A 21,431-nucleotide genomic window follows, 5' to 3' on the forward strand; every position below is an offset into this window, starting at 1 on the left:
GGTCAAGAGTTTTTAGTAAAAACTTCAGAATTCTTCTCTCATATCACTTCTGTTAATGTCATCTGGTAATCCCGTCTGGTAATCTCGTCTGGTAATCTCGTCTGGTAATCTCGTCTGGTAATGTCGTTCCAGCATCGATATAGTTACTGAATGTATGCCTGAATGTATGCCTTTAAAATAGATCGAGCCATAAGTTTCAGTCCAAATACCGTCCTGTGTTCAGGTATCTTCGGCAGAGCACAAGATGGGGAAATATCCCAGGTAAAATGCTCGGACCTTGCCAGGCTCCTGTAAACGCCTTCTGCAACCCAGAAATCGTCCGGCTACAGGTTTTAACGAGATAAACAAAGAAGCACCTGATTCTAAGAAAAAACGGCTTTATTTCAGTCGAATACTTTATTGCTTACAGCGGGATACACCAGCCAACTTTAAATGTCATAACTTAGAAGCACATTTAGAATAGCATAACCTAAATTTAGAGATGCTAAAAATAAGTGAAAAGGTCAAAGATAAGTGAAAATGTTAAGTCGCCGGACTTTCAGTGTTCTTCGTCTACTAAAACCAAAATATTCTCACGTCCGTTCCTGAGCTTCCGAATCAGGCCCCTTTTTTCCAGTTCGGAGAGCATGAGACTGACTTTTACTTCGGAATAATCCAGCTTGCTGCGCAAGTCTTTCTGGGTAATCCTACCCTTATGGCCTCGAATTATGTCCAGGACTTCACAAAGCTCTGGAGAGAGAGGAATTCTGTTTAGAGCAGCAGTTTCAATATCCGGATTACCTGCAGGTTCTATTATTGGCTCTGTTAAGGAGACTGCTCCTCCGGAACTTTCGGATCTCACCCCCAAACCGGTGCTTCTACCGGGGACTTTTACCAGAATCCCGGGTATATCGAACTTTCTTTCCTGAAATTTATTTTTATTCGTGTTTTTGTGTTTGCTGGAAAATTTATAGCCTCCACCAAGCAGCAGAATAAGCACAAAGACTATTGACAGGTAACTTATTGGCAGGTAATCTGTAGTTGAAGGACCAATCCCGATAGTTTCGGGGGGGTCTATGCTGTAGGAGTCCTGAATTGGTTCTGTTACCGGATATTCGGAGACAGGATAAAGCAAGAGATCAAACACGTAATTTCCTTCCCCTTCAATCTTGAAAGTGGTTTCTTTCGAATAGATGAGAGTATTATTACGGTAATACCTGGCTGTGATAGCATAGTCTCCGGGAGCCAGTTCAAAAGAATAAATGCCGTCTTTTGCTACCATTGATTGAGAGGGAGTGGAATTTATACTAATCACTGTATCGTTCAGGAGCTCAAGAGTGTCCTTGGCATAGGTTGCCCCATGGACTGTTGCAGTGACGTTGTTGTCTTCTAAGAAAGGCACCCCTAAAGCAAGTGAAGCAGATGCAAGTAAAGTGAGTAAAGCAGCAATGCAAATAATGTAGAACCTCAGATTCATTTCCATCAACAAATCCATAATTGTAAATTGAGGCGTGGGATCAGTTTCAAAATTACAAGCAAAAATTTCTCTACATTTTTCCGAATATAGGAGATGTTTTTCTCGAATACAGGAGATATTTATTTTTCAGGTTTGATCACCGAATCGCACCCCGGATCCAATCTGGATTCTATTGTCCCCCATGATCCAATTTGGACTCTGTTATCCCCCATGATCCAATTTGGACTCTGTTATCCCCCATGACCAATATGGATTTTGCTATTTGCGAGCAGGTTTCAAAATTACCTTATAAATTCAAATAATATAAAATTTTGAAGCTGGCTCATTGCGACCTTTTTGATGCCCATTGATTTATTTCTTATATATTATAGCTTCTCCCAATCCCCATTTGATGTGTAGTGCTTTCCCCATTTGACATGTAGTACTAATTACTGAATCTACCAAAATCCATTTCTGTATTCAATATTAGTTATTCTATGGTCTGCTTTCGAATCACAATCAAGAGCGATTATTCAAACTATGCGATTCGGCCAATTTGATACCAATCTATAAATCGACGCTATGAGTTGATATTATAAGTTGACTTCATTAATCCGCGAAACAATTTACATTTTACTTTACGAAATAAAATCTAATTGATCAGGGCAACTGCTCACAATTAAGTTAGGACATATGGTAGATAAATATATCATTTATTATTAATTTATATTTAAATAAGTGATGGTTATAGTATTGCAACAACACACACATGTGATGTTAAAAAATTCAATTTATTGGCATAATTATACATAGAAACTTGCAAAACCTTGATTATCAGGCTGTCTCAAAACCATTCCTTATTCTACAATTGGGTAATATCCCATCTCAATTTTTATTTCATTTCGACAAGAATAGATTAATTTTCACTGATCACCATAACTTATGCGCCATTCCTGCTACACTTCCCCATCTATTCCCACATTCATTTCCTCTTCTAGTAATCATATTCAGAATTTCTTTCAGGTTTTTACCTTCCCTCTTCATGAAATCCGCTATTTTCCTTATGTTGTGTACGGTACACATCATAACAAATTCAATTTTTGTCTTTCCTTTCCCTCTCAACAGAAATTCCCTGAATCCTCTATCCTGTTTCATCTGACCAAACACAGGTTCTACGGTAGACATTCTTTTCTGATACTTTTCCGTACCCTTTTCTGTATTCAGTTTAGCCCTCATATCCTCCATTAAATGTTCTCGAGGATCTCTTGTTATTGTCCTTTTTCCACTCATAGTACATGCATTTTTCAACACACACTTAGAACAATAGCTACATACATAATATCTTAAATCAGGTTCACCTTTCCTCTTTTGTATTCTTATAAAGGGAATTTCAAATGCAGCAGGACAATAATAGCAGTCCTTTTCTTCATCGTATTTAAAAAGAGCTTTCCTGAACTTCCTGGTTTTTCCTTCTTTTTCAGCTTTATAGAAGTTGTCGGGAATATAAGCATCAATTTCTTCATTGAGTAAAAATTCTACATTATCGTATGAGAAATAACCTGCATCTGCAAGCACTATTGTTGGTTTATCCCCCAGTGTATTTTTTACATTCTGTATCATTGGTTCCATCTGATGCAAGTCGTTTTCTTCGTTGACCACGTCTGCTGCAACGATTATTTGTTCCTTTTCATCAACAGCAACCTGACAATTATAGGAAGGTTTCTTGCTTCCATCTTTATGCTTCATAATTCGAGCATCGTTGTCTGTAATGTTTACTTTTTTCAGCTTTTCTTCATCGAGCTTTTTCTTAGCAGCCTTAATTTTCTCTAATCTTTTCTTCTTGTCAACCAGTTCTTCTGGAATCTGGTAAGGTGTCGAGTCACCGTAAATTTCATCTTCATGTTTATCGGTTTCAATGCTCTCTTTGAGTATCTTGTCAATTTCTTTTTCGAGAGCATCCGAGCTCTTGCTTTGTCTTGGAGAAGCGTTTGCCTTAACCTTTGTTCCGTCAATTGAGATACTGGAACCAATCAGATCCATTTCTTTGCAAAACGTGACAACCTGAGAAAAGATTTCTTTAATGGGGCCAAGATGAGTTGAACGGAAGCGACATATTGTGTGGAAATCAGGTTTTTGCATGGCTGCAAGGTACATAAAAGCAGTATCAGTTTGGGTCATTTGCTCTATCTTACGTGAGCTTCTGATGTTTATCAGGTATCCATAAAGTAAGATTTTTAAAAGAAGTCGTGGATGATAGGCAGGGCAGCCTTCCTCAGAATAAGTGGATTCAATAGCACTAATATCGATGACGTCTATGATGTCGTTTAGCACTCTGGCAATATGGTTTTCAGGAACAAACTCTTCCAGGTTAAATGGAAGTAAAAATTGCTGCTTTTGATCATACCTTTTGAACATGGTGAGACACTGGGGGTAATTTTCTCAAACAATATATTTTTAATATAAAGATATATATTTAAAAAGATAAATGTTCCTAATAATTCTTACCCAAATGTACAATCAAGCATAGTTTTGAGACAGCCTGTTATGAAAAAAATAGAAAAAAGAAATCTAATCCTGGGAGAAGATATTTAATCTTCGGAAACAGGCTATTTGACTTCCAAGCATAAGATTATGGCAACACCTAATTCATGAAATTTTTCTCCTCGAAAAATGAGTTTACATGTTCCTGACCTCTACAGGTCATATTCGTGTATGGATACTTCATTTATTTTCGAAGTAAGAAAAAAGCTACTAAAAAGGATTAAAAAGCCGAGAACCATACCCGTCATAAGACCCGGGAAAGGATTCTCAAACAGGAACTCTAAAATAGAAACTTTTGCAGAAAAACACCGTACCGGGCATCATCTCAGGGATTGAAATCTTTTAATTTTAACCTTAACTCGGACGAATTAGGGAATAAGGATTGAAAATGAAGCTCATATTCCAAATCAAGAGGCATTCTGCAATCCTCCCTCTCCAATAGGATGTGTTCCCTATTAGGGAATGTGAAAAACAAACGAAAGTTTTCACGTTAGAGGCAGATGATGCTGATAATTTATGAATAAGACATACTTATCCCCTAAAAATGGCGGAGTTAAGGTTTTAAATTTCAAGGGGCTTATTCCTCATTTCAAGCATTCGTATCTACTTTTAGTGTAGCCATCGAAATATCCATCTTTGTAGCCTTTGTTGTAGCTTTCTGTGTAATCTTTGGTCCAGCTGGATTTGTTGAAAGGAGTAGGTATTTTATTGAGAACTTCTGTGCTGCCGTATTGCCCACAGTCGTTCTGACCCTGTATTTTACCTTCTTCGTAGCCTTTGCTGTAGCCAGCTTTGTAGCCAGCTTTACTCTTGCCATACTTAATATTTTCATCTGCGCTCACCAACGTAGCTGTCACTGACAATACAAAGCAAAGTAACAGCAAAATAGCAAGAGTCTTTTTTGATCTGTCAAATTTTTTAGTTCTCATAAATTATGCTCCCAATCGTGTTCAGTTGTATGAAAATAATTTACACACTGATGAACAGACCCTGTTCTGAAATCCGGTGATTTCTACAATCCAGTGATTGGATTTACAGGCAAGAATTTGACCTTTGAAACTTAATCCCCAAATCACTTGCTCCCCAAGTTGTCGCTCCTGAGGCTTCAATATTCATCAGGAGATTAAATCCGTAAATTGTTGACTCGATTAGCTCAGTGCTCCAACAATATTGACTGAAACGAAGTTTGACCACATTGATGCTTTCTATGAGGACCATTTACACTTTCTCCTTGGCCCTGGTAAAATTCATTCCAATTGTCTTGTCAGCTGTCTGTCGGTTGTTAGCGTTAATATTAACCGGTTTAAATATAAATATACTTACTGAGGAGAAGCAAATAAAATTTGATTTAAAAAATAAGCATTTCTAAACTTTTAATTCAAAATAAAATCATAAATAATGGATTAAATATTTATCAAGCCTTTTAAAAATTATATTATCCCTAATTGTTCCCAATAAGAGCTTTTTTCAGTTTGGAATTTTGGACTCAATCAACGGTTCATACATGTTCCAGATATGAGTATTTGGTTCCCGGAAGAAAATCAGCAGGATTTGAGGTTACTGAGAAGTGGATAACATTAGACTTTTAACCGTAAAAAACCTGAAGCCAAAATAGAACGTCTGATACACCTATTTTTGTACTTTCAATACATAGATCCTTATTAACTTATTAAATACATAGATCCTTATTAACTTATTATTAAGTACATCAACAACTTCAATTGAGAATATTATCAAATCTTCAGGCTGTTTACATATATGTATTTTCACGATTCAACAACCGAAAATAGATTAAACTAAAAATTAAATCGATTGGATGTAAATATTTAAAAAATATCCTCTCCGGTGGAAAAATTCCCGGATTTCATCTTTAAAGTTCAGTATCCGGATTTATGCATATCTGAATGTAACTTTCATATATATCTGAATGTAACTTCTATAATAGAATACTGATAAGGTCATTCCAAAGATTCAGGTTCAGGGACGAAAGGATGCGACAACATGGGCACAGGTGAAACCAAGAGCAAAGAGAAAACACAGGTATCAAAAGAGGAAAAGATGCCGGAAGAGGAAAAGATACCCGAAGGGGAAAAGAACCCGGAAAAGGAAAAGATGCCAGAAGAGGAAAAGAAGCCGGGAGAAAAGCAGATAGGAAAAGAAACCTCTACCAGTGAACTTCCTGTTTCGAATAAGAATTCTGATAAATTCACAAAAGAGGACTTTCCCGTTGTGGGCGTCGGCGCGTCGGCTGGGGGGCTGGCTGCATTCGAAGCTTTCTTTTCGTCCATGCCTGACAGCCCTGGACCGGGCATGGCCTTTGTCCTGGTACAGCACCTTGACCCGAAACACAAGAGCATCCTCCACACCCTGATAGGGCGCTACACAAATATGCCGGTTTATGAGGTTAAGGACGGGATGGACGTCAAGCCTAACTGCGTTTATGTCATTCCGCCTAACAGAAACATGGTTTATCGTGAGAGTGAACTGCACCTGCTGGAACCGGTCGAGCCGCACGGGCACCGTACGCCGATTGATTTCTTCTTCCGCTCCCTGGCCGAGGAAAAGAAAGAGCAGGCCATCGGAATCGTGCTTTCAGGCACAGGCAGCGACGGCACTCTGGGAGTAAGGGCAATCAAGGCTGAAGGCGGGATGGTGATGGCACAATCTCCCGAATCCAGCGAATACGACAGCATGCCCCGTAGCGTCATCGACACCGGTCTGGCAGACTACATCTTGCCGCCGGAAGAAATGCCTGCCCAGCTCATTGCCTATGTTACTCAGGCCTTCGGGAAAATAACCCAGCCGGTCTCCAGGGCTGAAGACGCGATGAAGAAAATATTCAACCTGGTGTTTGCCCATACCAGCCACGATTTTTCCCATTACAAGAAGGGCACTATCGTCCGACGTGTCGAGCGGCGTATGGCCGTCCACAATATCAAGAAAATAGATGAATATGTGGATTATTTAGAGCAAAAACCTGCAGAGGTAGAAGCGCTCTTTCGCGACTTCCTGATCAGCGTCACCAATTTTTTCCGTAATCCCAAGGCATTTGATGCGTTTCAGAAAAAAATTATCCCCAATCTCTTTGTCGGCAAGTACGCAGGCGAATCGATACGGGTTTGGGTGCCCGGCTGTTCCACAGGCGAGGAAGCTTATTCGATCGGCATCCTGCTTCAAGAACATATGGAGGCATTGAAGCAAACTTTCAATGTACAAATTTTCGCAACAGATATCGACAGTCAGGCAATCGAAGAGGCCCGCATCGGCACCTATCCTCCCAGCATCTCGGTCGATGTCTCGGAGGAAAGGTTGGAGCGCTTCTTCACACAGGGCCCGGACGGCAACTACCGCATCCGAAAAAACATCCGTGACATGGTAATCTTCTCAGAGCACGACCTTGTCAAAGACCCCCCGTTCTCCAAACTCGACCTGCTCAGCTGCCGCAACGTGCTGATTTATATGGACGGGGAACTGCAGAAGAGACTCATCCCTCTCTTCTACTACGCGTTGAACCCCGGCAAATTTCTCTTCCTCGGCTCCTCCGAGACCGTGAACGGGTTCATGAACCTTTTTGACACGTTAGACCGCAAAGCGAAGCTCTACCAGAGTAAACCGAATGTTGGAAATGAACAACTCCGCTCCATAGTGACTTTAATCCCACCAAGAATTGAACCCAAAGTGATTCGAAAAATTTTTGAAGAGACCCCCCCCGGAGGCAGGCCTAAGTTTCGTGAGTTGACCGAGCGTATCCTGCTTCAACATTATGCCCCTGTAAGTGCGCTCGTAAACGAAAAAGGCGACATCCTTTATATACATGGTCGTACAGGCATGTACCTGGAACCGGCTCCGGGCGAAGCTGGTATGAACATTCTGAAGATGGCACGCGAGGGTTTGGCCAACAGGCTGGCTACGGCCCTGCACAGAGCAGCAATCGATAAAAGATCATTATTTTACTCCGGGCTGAGGGTCAAAACCAACGGCGACTTCACTACCGTCAATCTTGCGTTGCTACCTGTGGTTTCAGGTCCTGATGCAGAAGAGCCGGACCTGTTCCTGATCACTTTTGAAGAACCTCCGAAGGCCGAACAGAATATACTCGGGAAAGCAGTTTCCGAGGATTTAATAAAAGGAATTACCGAGAGCAAAGGAGAAGTTGATGAGCGCGTTTCGGCGCTGATGAAGGAACTGCAGACCAAGGAAGAAGACCTCAGGGCTGCCAATGAAGAGCTGGAGACCTCCAATGAAGAACTAAAATCCTCAAATGAAGAAATGCAGTCAATAAATGAGGAACTACAATCCGCCAATGAGGAGCTGGAGAGCTCAAAGGAGGAACTGCAGTCGGTAAACGAGGAACTGGCCACGGTCAATGCCGAACTGCAGAATAGGGTTGCTGACCTGTCTCAGGCCAATAACGATATGAACAACCTGCTTGCAGGCACTGACATAGGCACCATTTTCGTCGACTATCATATGCGTATTATGCGTTTTACCCCTGCCGTCACACGGGTGATCAAACTGATCCCGACCGATGTGGGCAGGCCTGTAGGGGACATTGTCTCAAACATGCTGGGATATGACCGCCTGACAGAGGATGTGAGGGAGGTACTTGACAACCTGACTCCTAAAGAAATTGAAGTCCAGACCCGGGACGGCACGTGGTACCTGATGCGCATCCGGCCTTACCGCACCCTTGAAAATGTCATTAAAGGAGCGGTGATAACCTTCATTGAGATTACCGAATTGAAGCAGACGAGGGAGTTGCTGAAGGAATCCGAGGCTTCGATTCACCGCCTATCCTCAGTTGTCGTGCGCGACTCGAATGATGCTATAACATTACAGGACTTGGAGGGTCACATCATGGCCTGGAACCAAAAGGCCGAGAAGATGTACGGCTGGAGTGAAGCCGAGGCCCTGAAGATGAATATTAGCAGCATGATTCCACAGAAACAGAAAGAAGAAGAGCTGGAAATGGTGAAGAGGCTTAGTCAGGCTGAGGACCTGAAACCTTACTGCACCCGGCGGCTCAGTAAGGATGACAGGATAGTGAATATATGGCTGACCGCCTCTCCACTGGTAAATGAAGCCGGCGAGGTATATGCTATTTCAACTACAGAGCGGGAGATAAAATCAGGAAGAAGACAGAAGGAAGGCAATAACTGAAAAAGGATATGCTCAGATAGCTGGCTAACTTTCGCAAAAAAAGGTTGAGGGATTGGCGGATAAAAAACTTCCAGGTGCCTTCTGGGTGCCGGAAAAACCGGAATCGTCTTTGTGTTGAAGACGACGTGCGTTTACTCCGCAGGCCGGGCGCATCGGAGAGGGATGGAGATGCAAAAGCTATGCTTGCCAGGTACAGGCATGAGGAAAATTCCCAAAATCTCCACCTGATTAAAAAATGGTTCAGGGTCTGTGGAAATCCTCTAAATAAGGAATCACAATTAATTTTAGCTGAATGGCCTGATGTCTTTTTACTGATTTATTTTCGGCTTATTAAAGTTGATTTTGATAAATTTGTACGAAGCCAAAATACAAACACTTTCAATTTTTTATAGAATAGATATAAGAATTCTTATCGAACCCTTAAAGCCGGGATTTTGAATAAAATTATCTTGCATTGCCTTTCAAGAAAAAACTCCGCGCTGAATTTTCTGAATGCCCCGAGAAATTAAAAAAACATAATTAATATTAAATTGTTGTTTGGTTTTAAAACATTTTATGCAGGACTAACTTTTGCTAAGAAACAATTTTTCTGATAATTAATTTAAAATAACAACGAGACGTTGTATATTATAACGGGGAAGATAGGCCAAAAAGAGCGGGAATAACCGGGAAGGTATGTCAGAAAAGAATTGCCTGGAAGACAATTGTCCTGTTCCGAATGAATATTTTGGGGAAAATATCTTTGGAGCTACTATCTCGGGGTCTACAGTAAAAAGGACATAAATCTTCCGGGCTTTCCTTCAATTTTTACCTGATATTTTTACCTGATATTTTTACCTGATATTTTTACCTGATATTTTTACCTGATGTTTTTATCTGATGTTTTTATCTGATGTTTTTATCTGATGTTTTTATCTGATGTTTTTATCTGATGTTTTTTATTCCAGAGATTCTTGATCATGTTTTTCCTGATTTTTTTTGTCGCAAAAAACACCTGCTGTTCATTAATTAATGGAACTTATGATTCTTCCGCTACCTCGAAATTAATTCTAAATTCTGTCCCATGATCTCGCTTAAGCTCGATTTCTCCATCCAGCTGATCAATAAGGATGTTTACTAGCTGCAGTCCTAGTGACTCAACGTTTTCCAACTCTACATTTTCAGGAATTCCTGTTCCATTATCCGAAATTATAAGGCTGAAAAGGGACCTGTTCATTCCATCATTCTTTTCTTCCCTGCAAAGGCAGATCCGAATTTCTCCTTCCTGCTTATCGATAAATGCATATTTGAGGGAATTGGAGACGAGTTCGTTAACAATTATTCCCAGCGGGACCGCAGTATCCATATTAAAGAAGGCATTTTCTTCCAAATCCATAAACAGGCAGATATTTTTACTTTTAAGGCCGTAGATCCGGAAGAGGTTTTCAGTTAATTTTTGAATATATTTTGAGAAGTTCAGTGTATCGGTTCCTCCTCCTTTATAGAGTTCTTCGTGGATAAGGGTCATTGAGATTATCCGGTCCTGACTTTCCCTGAAAGCTTCGAGTACCTCCTGATCCCGGAACTTTTCTGCCTGGAGACTGAGCAGGGACGAGATTACCTGCAAATTATTCTTGATCCTGTGGTGGATTTCCTTTTTGCGGGCAGCTTCGATATTCGCAACGAAATTTTCCGCCTCTTTTCTTTCGGTTACATCATAAATCGTGCTCTGATAGAATCCCGGATTTCCATCATTTCCCTGAATTTTCTGGTAAATTTCATCAACCCATCTGATCCTCCCATCCCTGTGCCTTATACGATATTCGAGTTCTCCATAATCAGCAGACTGAGAACTTTTAATCTTTTCCTCTTCTTTTACAACAAGAGGCAGGTCATCCGGATAAATTAGGTCTTTCCAGTTAACCCTGGATGTAAACTCCTTTGCCCTGTACCCTGTGAGCTCTTCAATAGCCCCATGCAGAAATATAGGAACAAAGTTTTCATCAGCCTGATAAATAATGCCGTGGAAATTCTGTATGAAAGAGCGGTATTTCTTCTCACTATCTTCAACTTTTTTTATTGAAAGTATCTGGTCCGTAATATCTTTAATTACCCCGATGGCTCTATGTATCTCCCCACTGCCGTCTGTCAGCCAGATGCCGCGACTTTCGGCATAAATGTAGTTCCCATCCCTATTTCTGAGCCTGAATTCTACCTGGAATTTATTTTCTGCCTGAAATTTTTTCTTTTCCTCAAAAGACTTTCCGAGCGTATCAAGCAGTTCGGTTCTGTCTTCAGGGTGCACATATTCTATCAGGACCGATTTATCCAGATTTCCCAGCTCCTCCGGATCGTACCCTGTTACTTCCCGGACGGCCCCCGCCAATCTCAGTTCGAATGTGTTGAGATTAAAATCGAATACAGCCTGCCCTGTCCTTTCGGTTGCTATACGATATCTTTCTTCGCTTTCCTGAAGCTGAATTTTTGCAAGCCTGGAACCTGTAATGTCTTTCAGTACTCCGATAGCCCCGTAAAGATAACCTTCAGAATTTGTAAGGCAGACCCCTCTGTTTTCTATGTAAATGCTGGTTCCGTCTTTTCTTCTAAACATTAATTCTTCTTTAAACCTGTTCTCTTCCCTTCTCACACCCCGGGATTTTCTTTCCGCACAATTTGTATTTAGGGGCTTGATATTCTTAATCCAGACATTCTTGCCAAGTTTCTGAAATTCTTCAGAACTATATCCCGTAACTTCTTCTATGGCTCCCGCCCAGCTGCATTTATCCGTTCTTATATCGTAGTCATATATCACCTGCCCTGTTTGCTCTGTGACAATCCTGTATCTTTCCTCGCTTTTCTTGAGTTTTTCATCTGCTTTTTTACTTCCGGTTATATCCCTGGCGATGACCAGGATTGCGCTCAGATTTTCGGAGACATCAAAAATTGGAGAAACACTAAGTGAGACATTTATGATCTCACCGTCCTTTCTTGAACGTAAAGTTTCATAATGGTGAATTTTATCTTCCTGTCTAATCAGTTCGTTCAATTCTCTTGTTTCTTCGACCAGTATAGGGGGCTCAAGGGTGGAGATGGACTTCCCCAGAATTTCCTTAGCCGAATATCCATAAATCCGTTCGGCACCTTTATTCCAGCTGATAATAACGCCATCAAGGGACTCGGTTATAATGGCATCGTCCGACGTTTCCACAATATTCGCGAGTGTCTGAATTTTATCTTCTATCTTCACACGCCTGGAATTTTCTATCTGCTCCCATTTTCCGTTCCTTTTGATCAGAGCAAACTGGTGCTTGCTAACCACATCAATGATCTCAGTCGCGTCGCACCTGTCAAGAGAATAGGTGCAGAGAGAGATCATCCGGTAGTTACCGATAATCCGATCCAGTTCTTTTTCATAATTATCAAAACTACTCCAGTCCTTTTTTTCCTGCCAGAAAGGATTCTCTCTCAACCTCAAACCGTCATACCCACTGGCCAAGGCCTTATTGAGTTTTTCGATCCAGCAGTTCAATACTCTTTCCGAATCAAAAGAACCCTCTTGTACATACCAGTGAGTGGAAGAAACAATTTCGATTTGTCCCTTCTCCAGGTAAACATCGAAATCATGCACAGCCTTTCTGAGGGCTTCTTTTGCCTCTTCCGTTTCCGAGGGTTGAGATGTAACCCACATGCAAAATTCATTATTTTCCAGTCCAGCCTTGAAATAGGAGGCCAGTACATCCATCAAATCTTTTTTTGTATGGTAGAACTGGCAGAAGTGTGTTCCCCAGGGAACGTCGCCAATAATATCGACACCAGAACTTCGCAGTTTTTTTCTCATTCCGCTTCTCCCCAATACAAAAAAATCAAAAAGCACATGTTTAAATCATGCATTTCTTCTTGGGCAATATTCTAATTATACAGGAACCTTCTGAAATCATTTTCGCATTGATGCTATTTTTGCATTGATGCTATTTTTGCATTGATGCTAAACTCCATAATTTCATTTTTAGAAAAGAGGATCAATTTGCCTGACAATTTTTCAACATTAATATTTAAGAAGAAATATATAATTCTTATGCGATTTTTATTTCGAAACCAAGCACCAGGTTTTCCGGGCTTCTCCAGTATTTTCATTCTTTCCAGCAATTTCAGCATCTTTAGCTGTTTTTCAGACTTTCCAGTATATCAGTTTTCCAGCGTGTTCAGCTATTCTTCAGATTTTCCAGTGTATCAGCCTTCCAGTATTTTCAGCTGTTTGCAGGGCTAAAGGTTTTTTGGTCTGCTCTTCAAACTACTGCTCTGATGATGAAAGCCTGAAAGCTTCAATATCCCATTTTGCTCTTTTTACCCCTGCCTGATAAACGCTTTCAAGAAAATCGAGTACTGCCTTTTCCGGGGACTCTGCCTTTCGGACATCACCATACATGAGAAGTGCAAGCCCGGCCTCCGGACTCCAGAAAGCCTCTTTCGGGCTTAGCAGCTCGTCCATGAAACCAGCTGGTTGCGGGTGCATATAAGCATAAAAAGCCGGCTCCCGAACATTCTGGTCTCCTGCCCAGAACCCGTAGCTGATCAATTCATGCGAAGACGCTTCACGTTCTACGGGATTTGCCCCTTCCCTGACAGGGGCAGACCTGCCCGAAAACAGAGTAAGGGCAAGGTCAGCATGGTGCCAGAAAAAGTGTACAGGCGAACTTTTTCCAGTAAACCATCCCCGGAAGACCTGAAAAATCGAATTGACCTGTACAAGGATCCTCCAGAACCTGTTCACATATGCCTCATCATAAGCCATATGCTGATAATCCGATGCAAAAGGCTCTGTCGTCCACGGGATATCGTAAGGTACAGGCCTGATCCCTGCTACGATCCCGAGTTCATTCAGATTTGAAAACACCTTCTCATAAAATCCCGCAACTGAAAGCCCCTTCAAAGGCACGTTTCTTGTGTCCCCAACACTTGTCTCGATCTTTAAAGCATGCCCTTCATCGCGGAAATTAAACTCCATTTCAAAAATCATGCCCTCGTAAGGAATCGGTCCCGTTGTAAGCCCGCGTACCGAAACATAAAAAGGCACATGCCACCAGTGGTTCATCTTTGGATGAAGTGCAAGTCTGACTTTTCCCACAACCTGCAGAAACAGGTGCAGCGTATTCTTAGTATCTTCCCATTCTTCAATCGGCAAAGGCGGAAACTGTTCGTCCCGTATACTGCTGTTTACCATGATTATCCCCCTCGCAAAATTCCCCAAATTTACTACGGTAAGGTTTACCGATAACCCTGTTAGAGTCAGATGATTTATTTATGTAAACAGGTCGATTCATAAGATTAAAACATTTTCCGCCCGAATAAAAAATTTAAGATATTGGTTTTAGGACAGGATCTTTGAAGCTTACCGCTTACGTTTGACTTTCAGATATTTTTGAGTGTTACACATACTCTATTACCGACCCGTCAGGATGTTCAGGATGTTTTACTGGCATATTCCTGCCGGTCGGAACTTCTGCCGGTCCCCGGATGATTTTTGCTCCTTTTTCTTCCAGATAAACCCTGAACTCATCGAGGGAATCGACAAGAAATGTAGCCTGTGTGCTTCCAAAAGGTTTCAGAGCTTCAACCGAGCCGACTATTAGCAGAATGTCTCCTATTTGAGCCAGTTCCAGGCCGATTTGTGGGATTTCGAAACGCATGGTGAGGGGGTGCTGAGGAGTTTTTCGTAGAATTCGAGGTAGGAGTTAAGGTCGGAAATGTAGAGGCGGGAGAGGGTTTGAAGTACTTTCATGTTTTTGGGTTCCAATAATGAAGTTAATTGAGTACTTCAGGTATATTATTCGGTCTATCCCTCCAGTTTATAACCAATATTTTTTATAACAGATATTTTTAGGGAAATGAGCTTGTAAATTTAGAAAACTTCATTGACCAAATCTGGAGAAAACATATCTCCCCTTATAGGCGCAGGCGTGGTTTCTCTGCTCATTGTCCTTTTCAGGACATATACGGATATAATTGTCCTCAGTGCTGCCTCAGTCCCGGTTTTCGCTGCAATCCTTTATACCACCGGCTGAATAGATTCCGATGACAAAAACCTTCTATTAAAACTCATTTTCTGCAACACATCCTGATATAAATAGTGCCAAAATAAATATTACTAACTTCTCTTATTATCTGGCTTCAGGTTCCTGTCCAAATTCAGGTTTCGATCCGAATTCAGCTCCTAACAGATTCGGGTTTCCAAGCTCAACGATCATAAGAAAGGTTAGAAAAAATGTTAATCCTCGACCACCCCTACGTCTCTGAATTTTTGAAAGATACCGCTGTAGAAATGCAGATTCCTGTTTTAAAAAATGAAATGGCAGCCGAAATAAGTGAGGAAAAAGGGATGAAGCTTCTTGAAAAAGCCGAGTTTATCGAATTAATGAAAGAAAAAGGTGAATATTCCCTTTATTCCAATTCTGAAAATTCTCTTGGCTGGATTTCGGAAAATTTGGGCTTTACAGGACTGCCTGAGAAAATAGAGCTTTTTAAGAACAAAATCAAATTCAGAAAACTGCTGGAGAGAATATACCCTGACTTTTATTTCCAGGGCATTGAGTTTGAAAAGTTGGACGAAATCCGGGTTGAGGAAATAAAAAAGCCCTTCATTATAAAGCCTGCAGTAGGCTTTTTCAGCCTTGGCGTGTACAAGGTTTCAACCGATGAGGATTGGGCACCAGTCATCAAGCGTATAAAAGCAGAAGTAGAGGAAATAAAGGGACGCTATCCGGTTCAGGTGCTTGATGTGGGGAACTTCATCATCGAAGAAAATATCGAAGGCGAAGAATTTGCGGTTGACGCTTACTTCAACAGTGCCGGAAAACCTGTGGTCCTCGATATCTTGAAGCATATATTTTCTTCGGAAAACGATGTTAGTGACAGGGTATATTTTACTTCGAAAGCCGTTATGGAAACTTACAGGGAAACTGTAGAAGACCTTTTGAAAGAGATAGGAAAACTTGCCGGGCTTAAGAATTTTCCACTCCATATCGAGATTCGAATAGGGGAAGACAGGAGAATTCAACCAATAGAGCTGAACCCAATGCGTTTTGCAGGCTGGTGCACAACGGATATCGCATATTTCGCCTACGGGATTAACACTTTCAGGTATTTCCATGAAAAACGTGAACCGGACTGGGATAAGATCCTTGCAGACAGAGAAGAAAAAAACTTCTGCCTTGTGGTATTGAACAAGCCTGCAGAAATAGATTCAAAAGCAGTACAAACTTTCGATTACGAAAAACTGCTTTCAGACTTTGAAAAGCCCCTGGAACTCAGAAAATCCGACCCTGAGAAATACGGGTTCTTCGGATACATATTTACGGAAACCAGAAACAGCAACTGGGAAGAAATTGGAAGGATTCTGAAATCGGATCTGAAGGAGTACATCACTTTCAGGTGATTTTTCCCTCAGGTGATTTTTCCCTCTAGTGACTTCTTCCTCCACTTATATCCCTGGAATTCCGAGCCAAGCACTTATAGAGCCCTAGAGTCCTGTGCCCGGATATCTGAGCCACAAACAGTAACTTCGGTTTAATAGTGTGAATCCAGATAAATAAGAAGAAACTCAGATAAGTTCTCAAACAAAAATTTTTACCTTTTTTAATTCTATTTTATAGAATTTATTTAAGATTCAAAAAGCTATTTGATACTGAAAAAGACGCCAAAAAAGAGAATAGATAAAAAATATTGCTTTTACTGTATTCTGAACCTTGGAAATATTCATCTTATTGAATGAAATAATTTATTAATACCGTCTTAAAGAGGAGCAGCGTTATATTAATGACAAATTATATAACGATGTGTATGTATTATTCATGGGGGATATTTTTCCACTGCATTTTTTATGAATAAAAGGGGAGATGAAATCATCAGGAAAATAAAACTTTTTGGTACTGTATTCATTACAGTGACGCTTATCGCACTAATGCTATTCACTTCAGGATGTTCTCAGCAAAGTGCCGAAAATGAAACAGAAATTGTAGAAAATGAAACAGGAATTGTAGAAAATGAAACCAGAGTAGTAGAAAATGAAACAGGAATTGTAGAAAATGAAACAGGAATTGTAGAAAACGAATCTGAAAGTTTATTAAATGAGACTGAGAATCAAACAAATAGAACCGAATACAGAGAAACTGAACGTGAGAATTTAGGAGAGGAAGTTGAAGGTGTACCTCAAGAAATATTAAATGTTGTCGAGAAAAGCGATAGAAATGTCATGCAAGCGTTAGCTGACAGAAACTTCACAACTTTTGTTGAGCTTCTCAACGTTGCAGGACTTGAGCCGCTTCTCGCCGAGGAGGGAATTTATACTGTTTTTGCTCCAACTAACGAAGCCTTCGACGAACTTCCTGAAAACGCGATCCCCGCGCTTGAGAACAATACCAGGGAACTGGAAAAAGTCTTAACTTACCATATTGTTGACGGTAAAATACTGATGGAAAATAATCTTGAAAACATGACGAGTGTCAGGACACTTGAAGGAGAAGAACTTCCCATCACTGTGACAGAAAATGGTGTTCAGGTTGGCGGTGCAAACATAACAGAAGCGGATATCGTAGCCAGCAATGGGGTAATTCATCAGATAGATAAAGTACTAATCCCGCCCAGTGGAGCGGAAAATACGACTTCTCCATGAACTGACTAAAAGAGAAACGCTGGAGTCGTGAGAAGCTTTAATACTTCTCTTCTTTTCCAATTTTTCGGTTCTGCTTCTTCATTTTTCGGTTCTGATTTTTCTGTTTTGATTCTTCATTAATCTGGTCGTCCACCAATAACAAAGGGAAATGCCTCCTTCATTGATATTCTGGAAAAATATCAGCCAATTAAGTCCTCGATAAGTCCTCGAAAGACTGGAAAAGAAGTTGCAGCTATGAAGGGAAGAATTATATAATCATATATATAATATACATAGGGGACATATTTTTCTATTTACGTTTAAGCCTGAATGGGGGAGAGATTATCAGCAAGATAAGATTTTTGGGTACTGTGCTTATCACGGTAATGCTTGTCTCAATAATGCTATTCGCTTCCGGCTGTTCTCAAAATACATCGGAAGACGAAAATAGAGTGGAAAATATAAAGGAAAATATAACTGAAAAAAGAGAGAACTTATCGAATTTAAGTGAAAACATAACTGAAAAAAGAGAAAATTTATCAAATTTAAGTGAAAATATATCAGGGAAAAAAGAAAACTTATCGAATTTAAGTGAAAATGTATCAGAGAAAAGAGAAAACTTATCAAATTTAAGTGAAAATATATCAGAGAAAAGAGAAAACTTAACAGCTGTGAGGGAGAACTTGACTGATAGAATTTGACGAATGCAAAAGAGTTTAAAAAGGAAAAATAACAAATAAAAAAGAAAACTTATAATGTAAATTTAAACAGTGGGGTTATTCATCAAATTGATAAGATATAATCCCACCTCAATAAGGAAAAAATAAAGAGAACGACTCAAGAGTCGCAAGAGAATTTTCAATACTTTTTAATCTTTCCATTTTTTTATAACTTATTTGTATTTTCTGATTCTAGGACCAGAGCTCAATAGTATATGGTTCGGCTACTAAGTGCCTATCCGAAAAGTCGGTAATGCGATCGAAAAGTTACAGCAGGTCTATAATAGCAGGGCATCCTCTTCGGTTTTGCATATTGCTAATGGTAAGTTACAATAGGTCACAACACTTTTCGGATAGGCTCTAAAAACCATGAGCAAAAGAAGACATGCAATTAGCTGAAAAAGCGGCTTTTCATGTCATGGTTTTTCATTCACTGATCCAGGCCTTTGCTTCGGCAAACTCTTTGTTCCGGAAGGTTTTTACCGGACAGGGAATGGCAAACTTGAATACTTTAACAGCGTCAATTATCCAGTCCACGTCTGAGACAACTGCGATCTTTTCAAACGCAGTGAGGTGCCATATGCCAACTTTGGCATCATCCCACATGGCATTATAGGTAAAACCCGTGAAATTCGGACCCAATTGATAGAGCATACGAATCTTTCCTTGCGTCCGTATTTTGTCCTCAATGGCTGGAATCAACACCTTTTCATAGTCCTCTCCAGTTATCTTTCCATTTGCAACAGCGGCAACGACGTTTTCCGGCAAACCAGGCATAATTTCTATCATTTTATTCCCCCTTTTCGATTCTGCTTCACTTGATAACGTTACAAAATCAATTTAATTTATTGTTCCTACGAATATAAATTTTGGCTCCAAACCGTGTAGTTCATGACGTGATCAAAAAATGTATCCTGGACAAATAAATTAAAAATTTCTTTTGTAAAATGACCAGAAGTTTGTTGAGGAATTGACCAGAAGTTTGTTGAGGAATAAAAGAAAAATTATAGATAAATCATGACTGAAAATCATAAAGAATTATGACTGAAAAATCATAGTGGATTATGATTGAAAATCGATATATGAATATGATTGAAACTGTAAGCCCATAATATGGCCTGTAAGATATGATCAGAGGCTCATAGCCGAAAGTTGGCAATTAAATCGGTTCAGGCGGTTCCTTGTTCATGAATTCAAATCCAGAATTATTTTTAATGGGGAGATTAAAGCGAATATGACACATGAAAAAAATCCTAAAAGGTTCCTTCATTTCCCCTTCTTCCAGGGTGCATTCCCCTCCAGCCCTAAACAAATACCTCTGGAAATCACTGCAGGAATCGCATTCGCAGCGTTTGCCATTCCCGAAGTTATGGGGTACACAAAGATTGCAGGTATGCCTCTGGTTACCGGGATCTATACAATCCTTCTCCCAATGTTGGTTTTTGCCATTTTTGGATCATCCCGACATCTCGTAGTTGGAGCTGATTCTGCGACTGCGGCAATTATAGCGAGCGGACTGATAACAATGGCAGTGCCGGGATCTCCTCAATACGTTGCATATGCCGGGATGATCGCTCTAATTGCAGCAATCTTCCTTCTTATTGCAGGCCTGCTGCAACTCGGTTTTCTGGCTGATTTCCTCTCTCACACAGTTTTGATAGGATTTCTCACAGGTGTAGGTATCCGTATCTCGATCTCACAGCTTGCCGGGATGTTCGGGATTTCTGCAGGGTCATACGGAACATTTATGCAGCTTGCATCTTTAGTGAGAGACCTGGATCTTACAAATGTTCCCACACTCATAGTTTCATTATCTGTAATCGGGATTATTTTCCTTAGCGAAAGGATTGGAAGCAAAGTCCCGGGTGCACTAATAGCTATCATCGGGGCAATTGCTGCAAGCTGGATGTTCGATCTTACTTCTTACGGGATTATTATCCTTGATGCGGTACCCGGAGGTTTGCCTCATCTCTCTTTTCCTCAAGTCCCACTTTCTGATATCCCAAAGCTCTTTAACATCTCAGTAGCCTGTTTTTTAATCATCCTCGCCCAGAGTGCTGCAACGTCCCGGGCTTATTCTGTGAAGTTTTCGGACACTTTCAATGAGAATTCGGATCTCATCGGATTGAGCCTTGCTAATGCAGCAGCAGGGATTTCAGGTACTTTCGTTGTCAACGGCAGTCCGACCAAGACCGAAATGGTCAGAAGTGTAGGAGGGCAGACCCAGCTTACTCAGCTCACAACGGTCTTCATTGTCCTGATAGTCCTTATGTTCTTTACCAGACCATTCGCCTATTTGCCCACGGCTGTACTTTCATCGATGGTATTCCTCATCGGGCTGCGACTTATCGATACCGAAGGGATGACTGCTCTTCACAGACAACGCCCTGTAGAATTCAATGTCGCCCTGATAACAGCTATGACGGTCGTAGTCATAGGCGTCGAGCAGGGAATTGTGATAGCTATCGTACTCTCGGTCATTGCTCACCTGCGCCACAGTTATCGACCGCTCAACCTGCTGCTTGTTCCAAAACCCGGCGGAGCCATGAGGACAGTTCCGCTTGAAAAAGGCCAGCAAGCTGTTGAAGGCCTGTTAATCTACCGTTTTGGCTCAAACCTCTACTTTGCTAACGAAAACCGCTTCACGAAAGAAATAATTGAACTTGCCAAAAAAGATGGCTCACTTAAGTGGTTTTGCATTTCTGCAACGAATATCGGAGATATCGATTTCACCGCTATAGAAGCGTTCAAAAATGTATGCATCCAGCTGCAACAAATGAATATCACTCTTGTATTAAGTGAAGTGGTGCAGCCTGTGATGAATGAGCTTGACAGGGACGGCATAACCAAAATGATTGGCAGGGACCATATCTTTGAGTCCGTCCAGGATGTTATAGAGGCATATAAAAGAACAGCAGATTAAGAGAACAACTGATAGCTTTTTCAGCTG

14 protein-coding genes are annotated in these 21,431 nt (G+C 40.8%); 6 read left to right on the top strand and 8 right to left on the bottom strand.

Going from position 1 to position 21,431, the window contains the following annotated elements; all coding sequences use genetic code 11:
* Positions 1–538: 538 nt before the first annotated feature.
* The 3 genes from MA_RS10340 to MA_RS10350 all read right to left on the bottom strand — a co-directional run bounded on the left by MA_RS10340 (position 539) and on the right by MA_RS10350 (position 4,808).
* A complete protein-coding gene (locus tag MA_RS10340) occupies positions 539–1,462 on the bottom strand; it encodes a helix-turn-helix transcriptional regulator (protein WP_226990819.1) in 924 nt (307 codons plus the stop codon).
* Between the two features lie 903 nt (positions 1,463–2,365).
* Entirely contained in the window at positions 2,366–3,850 is a 1,485-nt protein-coding gene (locus MA_RS10345; RefSeq protein ID WP_011021981.1) for an IS1182-like element ISMac2 family transposase, read from the bottom strand.
* 715 nt (positions 3,851–4,565) lie between these two features.
* Positions 4,566–4,808 (bottom strand): hypothetical protein, encoded by a 243-nt coding sequence (locus MA_RS10350; protein ID WP_048065276.1) that lies wholly within the window; start codon positions 4,806–4,808, stop codon positions 4,566–4,568.
* Between the two features lie 1,169 nt (positions 4,809–5,977).
* On the opposite strand from MA_RS10350, the gene MA_RS10360 reads away from it, so the two are divergent.
* Positions 5,978–9,136 carry a chemotaxis protein CheB gene (locus MA_RS10360; RefSeq protein ID WP_011021984.1) on the top strand — a complete coding sequence of 1,053 codons (3,159 nt, stop codon included), beginning with the start codon at positions 5,978–5,980 and terminating at the stop codon, positions 9,134–9,136.
* A 1,018-nt stretch (positions 9,137–10,154) separates the two neighbouring features.
* Here the strand turns inward: MA_RS10360 and MA_RS24525 are convergent.
* The 4 genes from MA_RS24525 to MA_RS10385 all read right to left on the bottom strand — a co-directional run bounded on the left by MA_RS24525 (position 10,155) and on the right by MA_RS10385 (position 14,802).
* The gene (locus tag MA_RS24525) at positions 10,155–12,953 is read right to left on the bottom strand and encodes a PAS domain S-box protein (protein WP_052279148.1); all 2,799 of its coding nucleotides are present in this window, start codon (positions 12,951–12,953) and stop codon (positions 10,155–10,157) included.
* A 113-nt stretch (positions 12,954–13,066) separates the two neighbouring features.
* Entirely contained in the window at positions 13,067–13,270 is a 204-nt protein-coding gene (locus tag MA_RS10375; protein ID WP_011021987.1) for a hypothetical protein, read from the bottom strand.
* A 136-nt stretch (positions 13,271–13,406) separates the two neighbouring features.
* Positions 13,407–14,336, bottom strand: coding sequence for a DUF5996 family protein (locus MA_RS10380; protein WP_048065279.1), 930 nt, complete (start codon positions 14,334–14,336; stop codon positions 13,407–13,409).
* 205 nt (positions 14,337–14,541) lie between these two features.
* A complete protein-coding gene (locus MA_RS10385; RefSeq protein WP_011021989.1) occupies positions 14,542–14,802 on the bottom strand; it encodes a glyoxalase/bleomycin resistance/dioxygenase family protein in 261 nt (86 codons plus the stop codon).
* Between the two features lie 225 nt (positions 14,803–15,027).
* Between MA_RS10385 and MA_RS26850 the strand changes: the two genes are divergently transcribed.
* The 4 genes from MA_RS26850 to MA_RS10400 all read left to right on the top strand — a co-directional run bounded on the left by MA_RS26850 (position 15,028) and on the right by MA_RS10400 (position 18,463).
* Entirely contained in the window at positions 15,028–15,177 is a 150-nt protein-coding gene (locus tag MA_RS26850; protein WP_157860169.1) for a hypothetical protein, read from the top strand.
* 200 nt (positions 15,178–15,377) lie between these two features.
* Complete coding sequence (locus MA_RS10390; protein WP_011021990.1) at positions 15,378–16,547, top strand: ATP-grasp domain-containing protein; 1,170 nt, start codon at positions 15,378–15,380, stop codon at positions 16,545–16,547.
* Positions 16,548–16,991: 444 nt separating this feature from the next.
* The gene (locus tag MA_RS28555) at positions 16,992–17,783 is read left to right on the top strand and encodes a fasciclin domain-containing protein (protein ID WP_011021991.1); all 792 of its coding nucleotides are present in this window, start codon (positions 16,992–16,994) and stop codon (positions 17,781–17,783) included.
* A 365-nt stretch (positions 17,784–18,148) separates the two neighbouring features.
* Positions 18,149–18,463, top strand: a complete 315-nt coding sequence (locus MA_RS10400; protein ID WP_157860170.1) for a hypothetical protein — start codon at positions 18,149–18,151, stop codon at positions 18,461–18,463.
* A 444-nt stretch (positions 18,464–18,907) separates the two neighbouring features.
* On the opposite strand, the gene MA_RS10405 is transcribed toward MA_RS10400, so the two are convergent.
* On the bottom strand, positions 18,908–19,270 hold the full coding sequence (locus MA_RS10405) for an STAS/SEC14 domain-containing protein (protein ID WP_011021993.1): 363 nt from the start codon (positions 19,268–19,270) through the stop codon (positions 18,908–18,910).
* Between the two features lie 445 nt (positions 19,271–19,715).
* On the opposite strand from MA_RS10405, the gene MA_RS10410 reads away from it, so the two are divergent.
* A complete protein-coding gene (locus MA_RS10410) occupies positions 19,716–21,404 on the top strand; it encodes a SulP family inorganic anion transporter (protein WP_048065280.1) in 1,689 nt (562 codons plus the stop codon).
* Positions 21,405–21,431: the final 27 nt, after the last annotated feature.

The sequence above is a fragment of the Methanosarcina acetivorans C2A genome (genome assembly GCF_000007345.1).
Lineage (GTDB): Archaea > Halobacteriota > Methanosarcinia > Methanosarcinales > Methanosarcinaceae > Methanosarcina > Methanosarcina acetivorans.

What these genes read in the sequence shown, in the direction of transcription:
- MA_RS10390 (WP_011021990.1), top strand. Translation starts at nt 15,378, where the DNA reads ATGTTAATCCTCGACCACCCCTACGTCTCTGAATTTTTGAAAGATACC.
- MA_RS10360 (WP_011021984.1), top strand. Translation starts at nt 5,978, where the DNA reads ATGGGCACAGGTGAAACCAAGAGCAAAGAGAAAACACAGGTATCAAAA.
- MA_RS10405 (WP_011021993.1), bottom strand. Translation starts at nt 19,270, where the DNA reads ATGATAGAAATTATGCCTGGTTTGCCGGAAAACGTCGTTGCCGCTGTT.
- MA_RS10410 (WP_048065280.1), top strand. Translation starts at nt 19,716, where the DNA reads ATGACACATGAAAAAAATCCTAAAAGGTTCCTTCATTTCCCCTTCTTC.
- MA_RS10340 (WP_226990819.1), bottom strand. Translation starts at nt 1,462, where the DNA reads ATGGAAATGAATCTGAGGTTCTACATTATTTGCATTGCTGCTTTACTC.
- MA_RS28555 (WP_011021991.1), top strand. Translation starts at nt 16,992, where the DNA reads ATGAATAAAAGGGGAGATGAAATCATCAGGAAAATAAAACTTTTTGGT.
- MA_RS24525 (WP_052279148.1), bottom strand. Translation starts at nt 12,953, where the DNA reads ATGAGAAAAAAACTGCGAAGTTCTGGTGTCGATATTATTGGCGACGTT.
- MA_RS10375 (WP_011021987.1), bottom strand. Translation starts at nt 13,270, where the DNA reads ATGCTGAAATTGCTGGAAAGAATGAAAATACTGGAGAAGCCCGGAAAA.
- MA_RS10345 (WP_011021981.1), bottom strand. Translation starts at nt 3,850, where the DNA reads ATGTTCAAAAGGTATGATCAAAAGCAGCAATTTTTACTTCCATTTAAC.
- MA_RS10350 (WP_048065276.1), bottom strand. Translation starts at nt 4,808, where the DNA reads ATGAAAATATTAAGTATGGCAAGAGTAAAGCTGGCTACAAAGCTGGCT.
- MA_RS10380 (WP_048065279.1), bottom strand. Translation starts at nt 14,336, where the DNA reads ATGGTAAACAGCAGTATACGGGACGAACAGTTTCCGCCTTTGCCGATT.
- MA_RS10400 (WP_157860170.1), top strand. Translation starts at nt 18,149, where the DNA reads ATGCTTGTCTCAATAATGCTATTCGCTTCCGGCTGTTCTCAAAATACA.
- MA_RS10385 (WP_011021989.1), bottom strand. Translation starts at nt 14,802, where the DNA reads ATGCGTTTCGAAATCCCACAAATCGGCCTGGAACTGGCTCAAATAGGA.